General features: G+C 59.3%; 10 protein-coding genes. 5 read left to right on the top strand and 5 right to left on the bottom strand.

Going from position 1 to position 13,567, the window contains the following annotated elements; translation table 11 throughout:
* Positions 1–61: 61 nt before the first annotated feature.
* Positions 62–2,122, bottom strand: a complete 2,061-nt coding sequence (locus I9H07_RS16195; RefSeq protein ID WP_236425352.1) for a S9 family peptidase — start codon at positions 2,120–2,122, stop codon at positions 62–64.
* A gap of 132 nt (positions 2,123–2,254) precedes the next feature.
* Here I9H07_RS16195 and I9H07_RS16190 point away from each other — a divergent pair, with 132 nt between their 5' ends.
* The 3 genes from I9H07_RS16190 (at position 2,255) to I9H07_RS16180 (ending at position 4,308) form a co-directional block, all read left to right on the top strand.
* The gene (locus I9H07_RS16190) at positions 2,255–2,731 is read left to right on the top strand and encodes a hypothetical protein (protein WP_024672386.1); all 477 of its coding nucleotides are present in this window, start codon (positions 2,255–2,257) and stop codon (positions 2,729–2,731) included.
* Positions 2,732–2,948: 217 nt separating this feature from the next.
* Positions 2,949–3,737, top strand: a complete 789-nt coding sequence (locus I9H07_RS16185; protein ID WP_058824083.1) for a class II glutamine amidotransferase — start codon at positions 2,949–2,951, stop codon at positions 3,735–3,737.
* A gap of 46 nt (positions 3,738–3,783) precedes the next feature.
* On the top strand, positions 3,784–4,308 hold the full coding sequence (locus I9H07_RS16180) for a DUF2937 family protein (protein WP_058393112.1): 525 nt from the start codon (positions 3,784–3,786) through the stop codon (positions 4,306–4,308).
* Between the two features lie 38 nt (positions 4,309–4,346).
* Here I9H07_RS16180 and I9H07_RS16175 read toward each other — a convergent pair whose 3' ends face one another.
* The 3 genes from I9H07_RS16175 to I9H07_RS16165 all read right to left on the bottom strand — a co-directional run bounded on the left by I9H07_RS16175 (position 4,347) and on the right by I9H07_RS16165 (position 7,801).
* A complete protein-coding gene (locus I9H07_RS16175; RefSeq protein ID WP_236425351.1) occupies positions 4,347–5,525 on the bottom strand; it encodes a vWA domain-containing protein in 1,179 nt (392 codons plus the stop codon).
* A 39-nt stretch (positions 5,526–5,564) separates the two neighbouring features.
* Positions 5,565–6,410: an AAA family ATPase gene (locus I9H07_RS16170; RefSeq protein WP_024672382.1), complete on the bottom strand. Its 846-nt coding sequence runs from the start codon at positions 6,408–6,410 to the stop codon at positions 5,565–5,567.
* Between the two features lie 320 nt (positions 6,411–6,730).
* Positions 6,731–7,801: a DUF748 domain-containing protein gene (locus I9H07_RS16165; RefSeq protein WP_058393114.1), complete on the bottom strand. Its 1,071-nt coding sequence runs from the start codon at positions 7,799–7,801 to the stop codon at positions 6,731–6,733.
* A 124-nt stretch (positions 7,802–7,925) separates the two neighbouring features.
* Here I9H07_RS16165 and cysK point away from each other — a divergent pair, with 124 nt between their 5' ends.
* Both cysK and I9H07_RS16155 read left to right on the top strand, forming a co-directional pair.
* The gene (gene cysK, locus I9H07_RS16160; protein WP_236425350.1) at positions 7,926–8,900 is read left to right on the top strand and encodes a cysteine synthase A; all 975 of its coding nucleotides are present in this window, start codon (positions 7,926–7,928) and stop codon (positions 8,898–8,900) included.
* 175 nt (positions 8,901–9,075) lie between these two features.
* On the top strand, positions 9,076–10,014 hold the full coding sequence (locus I9H07_RS16155) for an aspartyl/asparaginyl beta-hydroxylase domain-containing protein (protein ID WP_236425349.1): 939 nt from the start codon (positions 9,076–9,078) through the stop codon (positions 10,012–10,014).
* Positions 10,015–10,068: 54 nt separating this feature from the next.
* Here I9H07_RS16155 and I9H07_RS16150 read toward each other — a convergent pair whose 3' ends face one another.
* Positions 10,069–13,542, bottom strand: a complete 3,474-nt coding sequence (locus tag I9H07_RS16150; RefSeq protein ID WP_236425348.1) for a hybrid sensor histidine kinase/response regulator — start codon at positions 13,540–13,542, stop codon at positions 10,069–10,071.
* Between the last annotated feature and the right edge of the window lie 25 nt (positions 13,543–13,567).

Genomic DNA, 13,567 nt, shown 5'->3' with positions numbered 1-13,567 from the left:
CCTGACGAAGGGGCAACTCCGCTGCCCCCAATCCTAGTAAGACAGGTGATTCACACCAAGTTCATTCGGGAATCTGCAATACCTTGAAGATAAACCCGTACTCCAGCGCAACGTCACGCAAGCCCTGATAGCGACCGCTCATGCCGCCATGACCCGCGCCCAGTTCGGTTTTGAGCAGCAGCAGATTGTCATCGGTCTTGCGCTCGCGCAATCGGGCGACCCATTTGGCGGCTTCCCAGTACTGCACACGGCTATCGTTGTAACCGGCGATGACCAGCATGGCCGGGTAGGCCTGAGCGCTGACATTTTCATAGGGCGCGTAGGCCTTGATGCGCGCGTAGACTTCAGGTTCCTGCGGGTTGCCCCATTCATCGTATTCGGTGACGGTCAGCGGCAGATCCGGGTCGAGCATGGTGTTCAGCACGTCCACGAACGGCACTTCGGCAATCGCCGCCTTGAACAGGTCGGGGCGCTGATTGAGTACGGCACCGATCAACAGGCCGCCGGCGCTGCCGCCGCTGATCACCAGTTGTTCGGCACGGGTCAGCCCTTGAGCGATCAAGTGTTCAGCGCAGGCAATGAAATCGCCGAAGGTGTTCTGCTTGTGCTCCTGTTTGCCGTTGCGATACCAGGCCTCGCCCAGTTCGCCGCCGCCACGCACATGAGCAATGGCAAACGCCACGCCACGGTCCAGCAGGCTCAGGCGCGCGTGGGAAAACCACGGATCAAGGCTCTCACCGTAAGCGCCATAGCCATACAGGTACAGCGGGGTGGCTTTGCCGACCAGTTCGCGCTTGACCACCAGGCTGATCGGCACCTGAGTGCCATCGCTGGCGGTGGCCCACAGGCGCTGGCTGACGTAGGCATCGGCGTCAAAGGTGCCCAAGACCGGGGTTTCCTTGAGCACCACTTGCTCGCCGGTCGCCAGGGTGAGCTGCCGTACCTGTGCCGGACGGTTCAGCGACTGGTAGCGCAGACGAATCCTGTCGCTGTCGAACTCAAGCGTGTCCTGGACATACAGGCTGTAGGCTGCGTCCGGCAGTTGCACGCGATAGGTCGGCAGAGCGTGTGGGCGTACTTCGATCACCGGCAGGCCGCCTTCGCGCAGGCTCAGGCTGATGCCTTTGGCGTTGAGGCTGACGCCTTCGAGCATCACCCGCTCGTCGTGCGCCACCAGCGTCTGCCAGTCATCGCGAACCGGCACGCCGTCGGCCTGTTCCGGCGCGTGATACAGCGCAAAGTTGATGCCACTCTGGTTGCTGCGGATGAACCAGCTCCAGACCCCGTCGAGCAGGCCGTGATCCGGATAGTATTCATGGCCTTCCACGCGCGGCGCCAGGCAGGTGAAGGCCTGCTCGGGATGATCAGCATTCAGCACCCAGGCTTCGCTGGTGGTTTTGCTGTTGAGCAGAATGACCAATTGGCGTTCGGAGCTGGTGCGGAAACAATGCAGAAAGAAGCGACCGTCCGGCTCGTCGAACACCAGCGTTGCCGAGGCGTCGCCCAGCGTGTAGCGGTGCAGCTTGCCTGGACGATGGGTGTCGTCCAGCTCACCGAAAAACAGCGTCCGGCTGTCGTTGGCCCAGGTCATGCTGCCGTCGCAGTCTTCAAACGGCAGGCTGCTGACCTGGCCGCTGCTCAGTTCCTTGACGAACAGCCGATAAACCTCATCGCCGCTGGTGTCCAGGCTGTAGGCCAGACGCTGGTGGTCAGGGCTGATGCTGAACGCGCCCAGCGAGAAGAAGCCGCCGTTGGCCATCGCGTTAGGGTCCAGCAGCAGTTCTTCGCGGCTTTCGTCCACGGTGTTGGAATCGTCGGCCGGACGCGGGCAGCGGTAATGCCGGGCGTATTCGTCGCCTTCGGTGGTGCGGGTGTAATAAAGGTACGGACCCCAAGGGGAGGGCAGCGACAGGTCGGTTTCCAGAATACGGCTTTTGATCTCCTGAAACAGACGTTCGCGCAGATCGGTCTGATCCGCCAATTGCTGTTCTTGCCAGGCGTTTTCGGCCTTGAGGTAGTCGAGCACCTCGTCGGTGTCGCGATTCTGCAGCCAGGCATAAGGATCGGAGCCATCGGCCTTGCGAGCCATGGGGGCGCTGGAGGTTGCATTCGAAAAGGACATGCTGGGCTCTCTATAAAGGCATCAATAACGGAAATATCGGTACACGCTGAACTGATTACTGAAGCGAGGCAAGCCGCGTCAGGCAAAAGCCGTTATCATAAGCGCCTCTTTACCTGCCTTACCACGGACGTCATGACCGAAAACGACTATCTGATCGCCTGGAGCGTCTACGCCTTCGCCGCATTGGGTTGCCTGCTGGTGTGGTTCCTCATGACCCGCTGGATGTGGCGCTATCTCAAGGAGCCGTTGCTGGTCGCCGTCGCGGTGCTGCTGTTCACGCCGACCATGGTCGATCCCGCCAAGGATGCGATGGCGCCGGCCATTGCAATCACCGCGCTGGACCTGATGTTCAAGGTCGGCAGCAATGTCTGGGCGGCGTTATCGGATCTGGCCATGTACGGCATGTTCGCCTTCTGTGCGTACCTGCTGTTTGTGCTGATCCGCTGGCCGATCGAGCGCAGCCGCAAGGCTCGTCAGCCGCAGCCGGTCGCTCAGCCCGCCGAAACAGACCCTGCCGACGAGCCGTTTGCCGAGGATGACTCGTTCGCGCGCCGATCCGCTGCACCCCTTCCTCCGGCCAGAGGCACGCGGGTAGAACCGCGGTTGTAGGCTCTGTATGAAAAGTCGGCGAGCGAAGGTCAGGCAAGGCAAAAACAGGCAAGGAAGCGGAGTCTGCTGGTTGTAAATGAGCATTCCGCGCCTGTTTTTAACGCAGCATCACCGAGCGCAGCCACTTTACGTGCAGAGCCTAGATTCCGCTTCGCTGGCAGCGCTGTTGCATTCGGCGCCTGAACCGCCGCAAACGTCTTGAAGCGAGAACCCGAGCATGTGTGAACTACTGGGCATGAGTGCCAATGTGCCGACCGATATCGTTTTCAGCTTTACCGGGCTGATGCAGCGGGGCGGCCGTACCGGCCCGCATCGCGATGGCTGGGGCATCGCGTTCTACGAAGGCCGGGGTCTGCGCCTGTTTCAGGACCCGGCGGCCAGCAGCGAGTCGGAAGTCGCGCAACTGGTGCAGCGTTACCCCATCAAAAGCGAAGTCGTGATTGGCCATATTCGTCAGGCCAATGTGGGCAAGGTCTGCCTGTCCAACACCCATCCTTTTGTGCGTGAGCTGTGGGGGCGCAACTGGTGCTTTGCACACAATGGCCAACTGGCTGACTTCGCACCGGGTGTCTCGTTCTACCGACCGGTGGGCGATACCGACAGCGAAGCGGCATTCTGTGACGTGCTCAATCGTGTCCGCGAAGCATTCCCGGAGCCGGTCGAGATCGAAGAATTGCTGCCCTCGCTGATCCAGGCCTGTACCGAATACCGCAGTAAAGGCGTGTTCAATTGCCTGTTAAGCGATGGCGACTGGCTGTTCTGCTTTTGCAGTACCAAACTGGCGCACATAACCCGCCGCGCCCCTTTTGGTCCGGCCAGGCTCAAGGATGTCGACGTGATCGTCGATTTCCAGGCCGAGACCACGCCGCACGATGTGGTGACAGTCATTGCAACCGAACCGTTGACCGAGAACGAAAACTGGAACCGCTACGAGCCGGGCCAGTGGAGCCTCTGGCGCAAAGGCGAGTGCGTGGTGCAGGGATCGGTTGAGACACCAGCACAGTAGTGGTGTCTACCCAGACACACCGGATAAACGGAAAAGAGGGATATTGATGCTGCGAAGTTATCTGCGATTAGTGCTGTTCACCCTGGGTCTGCTGTTCGGAGTACAGATTCCGGGCTTCATCAGTGATTACAGCAAACGTGTCGAAGCGCATCTGATTGAGGCGCAACAGGCCGTCAAGGGTTACACCGCCACGGCGCAGCAGTTCTTCAAAGGCGATATACAGGCGCTGATTCAGCACTATCGCGACAGTGAAGACCCTGTTTTTCGAACCGATGCAGACAACATCGATACCTTGATGAGCCGTACTCACATTCTTGAGCGCCAATGGCTCGGGCTTCAAGGGCCGTGGTATTCCAAAGCTATTTTTGTTGCCACTTCTGCCGATCCGGACATTCGTCGCGAAACGTACAACGGCTATACGTGGCAAGTGCTGCTGGCCCCTGAAGTGATCGCCTGGGGCATCATCACCGCATTGTTGCTGGCGCTGGTGATCGAGAGTTTGATGCTCTTGCTCGGCTGGGTGGTCACTGGCGGACGGCGCAAACCGCAACTCGCCAGGGACCGCCACTGACTGCAGGCACACACGACTCAATGGCAGTCGAAGTGTCCTTACTTCGCCAGGTAACGCATGCCTTCCTCCAGCCCGCGCAGGGTCAGCGGGTACATCTGGCCTTCAATCAGGTCGCGGACGATATGCATGGACGTGGTGTAGTCCCAGGCATCCTTGGGGTAGGGGTTGATCCAGATGAGCTTCTTGAACTTGGCCATGAAGCGCTGCATCCATACGTAACCCGCTTCTTCGTTCCAGTGCTCGACGCTGCCGCCGGGCTGGGTAATCTCGTAAGGCGCCATTGAGGCGTCGCCAATGAAGATCACTTTGTAGTCGGCGCCGTATTTGTGCAGCAGGTCCTGAGTAGAGGTTCTCTCCGAGCCACGGCGCAGGTTGTTCTTCCACACGGATTCATAAATGAAGTTGTGGAAGTAGAAATATTCCATGTGCTTGAACTCGGTCTTGCAGGCCGAGAACAATTCCTCGCAAATCTTGACGTGTGCGTCCATCGAGCCGCCGATGTCGAACAGCAGTAACAGTTTGATGGTGTTGCGTCGCTCAGGGCGCATCTGAATATTCAGCAGGCCGGCGTCGCGCGCGGTGTGGTCGATGGTGCCGTCGATATCCAGTTCGTCTGCTGCACCCTGGCGGGCGAATTTGCGCAAGCGACGCAGCGCCACCTTGATGTTGCGCGTGCCCAGTTCAACCTGATCGTCCAGGTTCTTGTACTCGCGCTGATCCCAGACCTTGACCGCCTTGCCCTTGCGTTCGCCTGCATCACCCACCCGGATGCCTTCCGGGTTATAGCCGCCCGAGCCGAACGGGCTGGTGCCACCGGTGCCGATCCATTTGTTGCCACCGGCATGCCGTTCTTTCTGCTCTTCAAGACGCTTCTTGAATTCCTCGATGAGCTTGTCTAGGCCGCCCAGCGACTGGATCTGCGCGCGTTCCTCATCGCTTAGTGAACGCTCGAACTCCTTGCGCAGCCAGTCTTCCGGGATCAGCGCCTGCAAGTGATCGTCAAGCTTTTCCAGACCGTTGAAGTAGGCACCGAAGGCCCTGTCGAACTTGTCGAAATGACGCTCGTCCTTGACCAGAATCGTGCGCGCCAGAAAGTAGAACTCATCAATGTCGGCAAAGATCACCCGCTGTTTCAGGGCGTTGATCAGGTCCAGCAGTTCACGCAGGGACACCGGCACCTTGGCCGCACGCATTTCGTTGAACAGGTTGAGCAGCATGGCTGTCGCCCTTTTACGTAACAGGGTGGATAGAGGCGATCAACGATTGCCGCGACGGCTCATGAATGCCAGCCGTTCGAGCAGGTGCACGTCCTGCTCGTTCTTGACCAGCGCCCCGGCCAGTGGCGGGATCGCCTTGGTCGGATCGCGCTCGCGCAGTACGGCTTCACCGATATTGTCGGCCATCAGCAGCTTCAGCCAGTCGACCAGTTCGGACGTCGAAGGCTTCTTCTTCAGGCCGGGCACTTTGCGCACGTCGAAGAACACGTCCAGCGCTTCGCTGACCAGGTCTTTCTTGATGTCCGGATAATGCACGTCGACGATGCGTTGCAGGGTGGCGCGGTCCGGAAAGGCGATGTAGTGAAAGAAGCAGCGGCGCAGGAAAGCGTCAGGGAGTTCTTTTTCGTTATTGGAGGTAATGATGATGATCGGCCGCTTTTTGGCCTTGATCGTTTCATCAATCTCGTAAACGTAGAACTCCATCTTGTCGAGTTCCTGCAACAGGTCGTTGGGGAACTCAATATCGGCCTTGTCGATCTCGTCGATCAGCAGAATCACACGCTCCTCGGACTCGAACGCTTCCCAGAGCTTGCCTTTTTTCAGGTAATTACGCACATCGTGAACCTTGTCGACGCCCAGCTGCGAGTCACGCAGACGACTGACTGCGTCGTACTCATAAAGACCCTGATGCGCTTTGGTCGTGGACTTGATATGCCAGGTAATCAGCCGTGCGCCGAAAGACTCGGCCAGTTGCTCGGCCAGCATGGTCTTGCCGGTGCCGGGTTCACCCTTGACCAGCAGCGGACGCTCCAGCGTGATCGCCGCATTGACCGCCAGTTTCAAATCATCGGTGGCGACGTACGCCGGAGTGCCTTCGAACTTCATCAATCAATCCTCTCGCATGGCTGCGCATGGCCTGACGGCACGCACGCCGTGATGTGGGCAAGCAATGCCGGACTATAACGTGGCGGCCTGATGGCTGTGAACGCAGACGCCTCATTCAGTTCTTGAATGGTGCGTCACGCTGTGACCGGGTCAAAATTGTAACGCTTCGCTCGGGCACACGTGGGGGACGATGGTCGGAGTGTCGAATGGCCTGAGCTGATATCCAGAGCGTGGCTGATACGGTGTATTTCAGCGCTTGGGCCACGCGGCCACCGATGAAAACGCGTGGGTTTTCATCGGATGGCGCGGCTGAAAAACTATCAGGAACCCTTGCTGCTCTCATACCGCGCATTGAACGCCTGAACAAAGGCATTGCGCAGGATCTGCAAAAAGGCCTGGAAGCCGCTGATGTCCTGTTGATGAACATTGCCACTGAGTTCGACACGAGTTGCGAACTGGTTCTCGCGCTGATTTTTCAGGACGGTTTCGCTGGTGCCTACCAGCGCTTCCCAGACCGAGCGGAAGATGCCTTTGTCCTTGTTTTCGACATCTTGCTGCCAGTTGAAGACATCCACATTGCGCAGCAACGGTTTGATGTAGCCGCTCAGCTGGCCCTTGTTGGCCTGCGCCTCGATGACGATGTCGCCGTCACCGGCGTTGAAGTCGAACTTGCCGTAAGCCGACGAGAAATCATTGAGTTTTTTGAGCTGGATGCCGGTGGCGCGCAGGCGGAAGTCGAAATCTTCAAAATTGCTGAACGGATCGAATTTGGCAGTACTTTCCAGGTTGGCGTGGCTCAGCAGGCGCGCCTTGCCTTTGAACTCGGCATCGCGGTTGCCCTCGACGTCCACCACGTTGGTCAGGTTGTAGAAACTGGCATTGACCTGATCGGCGTCGATTTTTACTTTGGGCGTCGAACTGAAGTTATTGAAGGTGATGCGTCCGTTGTTGATCCGCACTTCGTTGAGGGTAATCGGCAACAGCTTGTTCATCTGCGTGCGCCAGTCGGTGCCCTGACCGGTCTGCGACGCTTGCTTGTTGTTGCCGCCGTCGACGAAGTTGATCTGCGGGTCAGTGAACAAGGCTTCTGCCACCACGGCATGGTCGTTCCACAGCGAATTCCAGCTGACCGCCAGTTCGATCATCGGTGCGTCGACGAAGGGCACCGGGACCTTGCCGTCGACCTTGACGATCTTCAGCCCCTTGATCCGATAGGCGCCGCGCCACAGTGCCAGGTCCACATCAGTGATCTGGCCTCGGTAGTCGCCCATGTCGGCGAGTTTGTCGTTGAGATAGTCGCGTACCAGATAAGGCAGGGCGATATTGATGGCAATCAGCAGCACGACCAGAGCGGCCAGCGTCCATAGCGGCCAGCTGTAGCGACGTTTCATGACATGAGTCTCCTGTTTCATTGAAAGGATTGACTGCGCGCGCGCTGATCCGTTCGCTCAGACTGGACGCCCATCGACTGGGGGCATAGGCTTTGTTTTTTAACCGATGTGCAAGGACACCATCATGAGCCGTATCTACGCAGATAACGCCCATTCCATCGGCAATACGCCCCTGGTGCAGATCAACCGTCTCGCGCCGCGTGGTGTCACGATTCTGGCCAAGATCGAAGGGCGTAATCCGGGCTATTCCGTCAAGTGCCGTATCGGCGCCAACATGATCTGGGATGCCGAAAGCAGCGGCAGGCTCAAGCCTGGCATGACCATCGTCGAACCCACCTCCGGCAACACCGGGATCGGTCTGGCCTTCGTGGCCGCCGCCCGAGGTTACAAGCTGGTGCTTACCATGCCCGCTTCCATGAGCATAGAGCGTCGCAAGGTGCTCAAGGCGCTGGGTGCGGAATTGGTGCTCACCGAGCCTGCCAAGGGGATGAAGGGTGCGATTGCCCAAGCCGAAGAGTTGCTGGCCGGCGACCCCGAAACGTATTTCATGCCCGCGCAGTTCGAGAACCCGGCCAACCCGGCTATTCATGAAAAGACCACTGGCCCGGAAATCTGGGCCGACACCGACGGTACGATTGACGTGTTGGTGGCAGGTGTCGGCACCGGCGGCACTATCACCGGTATTTCCCGCTATATCAAGAACACTGCTGGCAAGCCGATTCTGTCGGTCGCCGTCGAGCCTGACAGTTCGCCGATCATCACTCAGGCGATGGCCGGCGAAGTGATCACCCCCAGCCCGCACAAGATCCAGGGCATCGGCGCAGGCTTCATCCCGAAAAACCTCGACCTTTCAATGGTTGACCGGGTAGAGCGTGTCACCGATGACGAGTCCAAGGCCATGGCCCGGCGCCTGATGCAGGAGGAGGGCATTCTCTGCGGTATCTCCTGCGGCGCGGCAATGGCTGCCGCCGTCCGTCTGGCCGAGAAACCCGAGATGCAGGGCAAGACCATCGTGGTCATCCTGCCTGACTCCGGCGAGCGTTACCTGTCGAGCATGCTGTTCAGCGATCTGTTCACCGATCAGGAGCTGTCGCAGTAACACATCTTAGCGAGTGCGCACTTCATGCGGGCAGCGCAAGGGTTTATGATGGCCAGCTTGCCAGGCACCGGGCAATTATCGTTGTCCGCCGGTGCCTGTAGTCCTTCATTCAGATCATGCATTACGACTGCCCGCGTGACGTTCGGCGTTATTCGCCCGCTTCAAGGAGAGCTTCATGACCCTTTCATTTGTTGCCAAGGCATTGATCCTGATGCTGTTCCTCGGCAGCACGCTGTACGTTCACTTGCGCGGGCGGGCTCGATTGCCCCTGTTGCGGCAGTTCGTCAATCACTCGGCATTGTTCGCGCCGTACAACGCATTGATGTACCTGTTTTCCCGCGTGCCGTCCGAACCGTACCTGGATCGCAGCAAGTTTCCCGAACTGGACATTCTCAAGGACAACTGGGAAACCATTCGCGACGAAGCCATGCACCTGTTCGACGAGGGCTACATCCGGGCGGCCGAGAAGAACAACGACGCCGGTTTCGGTTCGTTCTTCAAGAAGGGCTGGAAGCGTTTCTACCTGAAATGGTACGACAAGGCCTTGCCGTCCGCCGAAGCGCTGTGCCCGCAGACCGTTGCACTGGTCAACAGCATTCCCAACGTCAAAGGTGCCATGTTTGCCCTGCTGCCGGGTGACAGCCACCTTAACCCCCACCGCGATCCGTTTGCCGGTTCGCTGCGTTACCACCTGGGCCTGTCGACACCCAACTCCGATGCCTGCCGGATCTTCGTTGATGGCAAGGAGTACGCCTGGCGCGACGGCCAGGACGTCATGTTCGACGAGACGTACGTGCATTGGGTCAAGAATGAAACCACCCAGACCCGGGTGATTCTGTTCTGTGACATCGAGCGGCCGTTGTCCAACCGCTTCATGACGCGCGTTAACCGTAGCGTCAGTGCGTTTCTGGGACGTGCAACGGCACCACAGAATCTGGACGACGAGCGTGTCGGCGGGATCAACCAGGCGTATGCGTTCAGCAAACGCTTCAGCGATACCTTCAGCGGCAAGGTCAAGCAGTTCAAACGTGCCAACCCCAAGGCGTATCGCGTGTTGCGTCCCGTGCTGGCTGTCATGGTGCTGACATTGCTGGGTTACTGGCTGTTCGGCTGATTCGCTGTGGTATCCGGTTGTTCGCCGCAATGGTGAACAGCCGTTGCCTCTTATTCAGTCCAGACTTACATGCCGACTCAACAGTGCTCGCAGTGCCGCAGGCTTTACTGGCTTGGGCAGGTAGTCGAGGCCAGCGGCATGCACCTGGGCAATCAGCTCGGGACGACCATCGGCGCTGATCAGTACGCCCGGTACTGGCTGGCCCAGACGGGTGCGTAGCCAGGCCATCAGTTCAGTGCCGGTTTCGCCCTCATCCAGATGGTAATCCACCAATGCAATCTGCGGGCGTATGCCGTTATTCAGCAGCGCTTCGCACTCCTGACGGTTGCGCGCAGTCCAGACCTGACAACCCCAGCGCGACAACAGACTGCTCATGCCGATCAGGATGCTGTCTTCATTGTCGATGCACAGCACCTGTGTTCCATTCAGCGCCGGGCGGCTGATGTCGGCCTGCGTGGCAGGGATCGGCGCCTGAGCGGCGGCCAGCGGCACGCGCACGCTGAAGACGCTGCCTTTGCCACTCCATGAGCGTACTTGCAATGGGTGTTCGAGAATTCGGCATAAGCCGTCGGCAATGGCCAGTCCCAGCCCCAGACCCTTTGCAGCATGGGTCTTGTGGCTGTCGAGGCGTTTGAATTCCTCGAATATCACCTGGCGCTTGTCTTCCGGAATACCCGGCCCTCGGTCCCATACCTCAAGGCTCAGGCTGTCGCCGGAGCGCCGGACACCCAGCAGAATAGGGCCTTTGGCGTAGCGGAACGCGTTGGTCAGGAAATTTTGCAGCACCCGACGCAGCAGCTTGATATCGCTGTCGATACGCAACGAGCTGCCCCTGACGCGGAATGTCAGACCTTGCTCCTGGGCCAGGGCTTTGAACTCGGCGCCAAGGGTGTCAAACAGCGCATTGAGCGGGAACGGCTGGCAGTCCGGAGTGATCTTGCCGTTTTCCAGCCGGGAAATGTCCAGCAAGTCGCTGATCAGGTCTTCCGCAGAGCGCAACGAGCTGTCCAGGTGCTGGACCAGTTGCTGTGCCTCACCGGAAAGGCCGTCCTGTTGATGGGAAAGGGCCGCAGAAAACAGCCGTGCGGCGTTCAGCGGCTGCATCAGGTCGTGACTGACGGCAGCGAGAAAGCGCGTTTTCGATTCGTTGGCGGCTTCGGCTGTGCCCTTGGCGTCAGTCAGGGCCTGATTGAGTTGCGACAGTTCATGGGTGCGAGCAGCCACGCGTTGTTCCAGGCTTTCGTTGACGCCCTTGAGGGACTGCTCAGCCGCACGGAACTCAGTGATATCAGTGAAGCTCATGACGAACCCGCCGCCCGGCATCGGGTTGCCGATCAACTCGATCACCTGGCCGTTCGGGAACAGCCGTTCCGAGGTGTGAGCGCGGCCCTGGCGCATCCAGTGCAGACGTCGTGCGACGTGCACCTCCGCTTCGCCCGGGCCGCATAGCCCGCGCTCGGCGTTGTAGCGAATGATGTCGGCAATCGGCCGACCGACGCCGATCAGGCCTTCCGGGTAATTGAACAGCTCAAGGTAACGACGATTCCAGGCCACCAGTCGCAACGACTGATCGACCACGCTGATGCCTTGGGTGATGTTCTCGATAGCGCCTTGCAGCAGTGCGCGATTGAATTGCAGGACTTCCGAGGCCTCGTCGGCGATGCGCACCACGTCTTCAAGTTGCATGTCGCGGCCTTCGATAGCCGCCTTGACCACCGCTCGCGTCGACGACGTGCCCAGCACGCCTGCCAGCAGTCGCTCGGTATGGGCAATCCATTCGCTGTCGGCGTTCTGGCTGGGGTTGAAGGCCTTGCCCTGCCTTTCGGCGAAGCGCACGAAGCTCTGGCGGGCGCGGTCTTCACCGACAAAACGCGCCGAAAGACTCAGGAGATCCTCAATCTGCACCGCCAACAGTGGGCGGGTGTAATCGCGCTCCTGCGTTACCTGGCCGATGAAACGGCCCGCTTGCCAGTGCTCTGTCACCCGCGTGCGCGACAGCGTCGATACCCAGGCAAACAACGTGCAATTGCCTGCCATCGACAGCACCACGCCTTGGGTCATGGGCGAGATCGGCAGGTTGAACGGGTTGCTGTGCAGCCATTCCAGCAACGGGAAGGTACTCAACGACCATCCCATGCCGTGGGCTGCGACTGGCAACACCAGGGTGTAGAACCAGATAAAGATCCCGGCTGCGAGCCCGGCAAACACGCCACGACGATTGGCCTGCTTCCAGTACAGCGCGCCGAACATCGCCGGCGCCAGCTGGGTGATGGCGGCAAAGGCGATCTGGCCGATGGTTGCCAGACTGGCCGTCGAGCCAAGCATGCGGTAGCTGACATAGGCCAGCAGCAGGATCATCACGATACTGACGCGCCGAACCGTCAGCATCCAGTGACGAAACGCTTCGAATGGTCGCTCGGTATTCTTGCGACGCAACAGCCAGGGCAGCAGCATGTCGTTGGAAATCATGGTCGACAGCGCCACGCAGGCGACGATCACCATGCCGGTTGCGGCCGATGCGCCGCCAATAAACGCCAGCAGTGCCAGCGACGGGTGAGCATGGGCCAGCGGCAGGCTGATCACGAACGAGTCGGGCAGCATGGAGTCGGGGAGCAGCATTTGGCCGGCCAGTGCAATGGGCACCACAAATAAGGCTGCCAGTGCGAGATAGGCCGGGAATACCCATTTGGCGAGGTTCAGGTCCTGCGGCTCGATGTTTTCCACGACCGTCACGTGAAACTGCCGTGGCAGGCAGACAATCGCCATCATCGCTACACCGGTCTGCACGAACATCGACGGCCAGTTGATCGTGTCTTTCCAGTATTCCTCAAGCCGTGGGGCGAGTTTTGCCTGGTTGAACAAGTCATCGAAACCGTCATACAGGCCGAAGGTGACGAACACGCCGACCGCCATGAACGCGAACAGCTTGACCAGCGCTTCAAAGGCAATGGCCAGGACCATGCCGCGGTGGTGTTCGGTAACGTCCAGATTGCGTGCGCCAAAGACGATGGTGAACAGCGCCAGAATCAGCGAAACCACCAGCGCGGTATCCTGAGCGCGAGTGCCGGTCGAGTCCGCCACCGCACCGATCAGGATGTTCACGCCCAGCACGATGCCTTTCAGTTGCAGTGCGATGTACGGCAGCATGCCGATCAGGCAGATCAGCGCCACCATCACGGCGAGGGATTGCGACTTGCCATAGCGTGCTGCGATGAAGTCGGCGATGGAGGTGATGTTTTCCTGTTTGCTGATCAACACCATCTTCTGCAGCACCCAGGGTGCCAGCACCATCAGCACGATCGGCCCCAGATAGATCGGCAGGAAAGACCAGAGTTGTTCGGCGGCCTGGCCCACAGCCCCGAAAAATGTCCAGCTGGTGCAATAGACCGCCAGTGACAGGCTGTAGACCCAGGCACGCATGGTCGGGCGCAGCGACGCGCTGTAGCGGTCGCCGTAAAAGGCGATGGCGAACATGATGGCCATATAGGACAAGGCAACGGCCGCGATCAGCCCGCTGGACAGCGACATATCAAATTCCACACCGTATCGATAA

Origin of the sequence: Pseudomonas syringae (genome assembly GCF_023278085.1) — a bacterium.
Taxonomy (GTDB): Bacteria; Pseudomonadota; Gammaproteobacteria; order Pseudomonadales; family Pseudomonadaceae; genus Aquipseudomonas; species Aquipseudomonas syringae_Q.
This window is presented reverse-complemented; position numbering and strand designations above follow the sequence as displayed.

Excerpts from the sequence above, each read along its gene's own strand:
- I9H07_RS16150 (WP_236425348.1), bottom strand. The coding sequence starts at position 13,542 with ATGTCGCTGTCCAGCGGGCTGATCGCGGCCGTTGCCTTGTCCTATATG.
- I9H07_RS16190 (WP_024672386.1), top strand. The coding sequence starts at position 2,255 with ATGACCGAAAACGACTATCTGATCGCCTGGAGCGTCTACGCCTTCGCC.
- I9H07_RS16195 (WP_236425352.1), bottom strand. The coding sequence starts at position 2,122 with ATGTCCTTTTCGAATGCAACCTCCAGCGCCCCCATGGCTCGCAAGGCC.
- I9H07_RS16185 (WP_058824083.1), top strand. The coding sequence starts at position 2,949 with ATGTGTGAACTACTGGGCATGAGTGCCAATGTGCCGACCGATATCGTT.
- I9H07_RS16170 (WP_024672382.1), bottom strand. The coding sequence starts at position 6,410 with ATGAAGTTCGAAGGCACTCCGGCGTACGTCGCCACCGATGATTTGAAA.
- I9H07_RS16175 (WP_236425351.1), bottom strand. The coding sequence starts at position 5,525 with ATGCTGCTCAACCTGTTCAACGAAATGCGTGCGGCCAAGGTGCCGGTG.
- I9H07_RS16180 (WP_058393112.1), top strand. The coding sequence starts at position 3,784 with ATGCTGCGAAGTTATCTGCGATTAGTGCTGTTCACCCTGGGTCTGCTG.
- cysK (WP_236425350.1), top strand. The coding sequence starts at position 7,926 with ATGAGCCGTATCTACGCAGATAACGCCCATTCCATCGGCAATACGCCC.
- I9H07_RS16165 (WP_058393114.1), bottom strand. The coding sequence starts at position 7,801 with ATGAAACGTCGCTACAGCTGGCCGCTATGGACGCTGGCCGCTCTGGTC.
- I9H07_RS16155 (WP_236425349.1), top strand. The coding sequence starts at position 9,076 with ATGACCCTTTCATTTGTTGCCAAGGCATTGATCCTGATGCTGTTCCTC.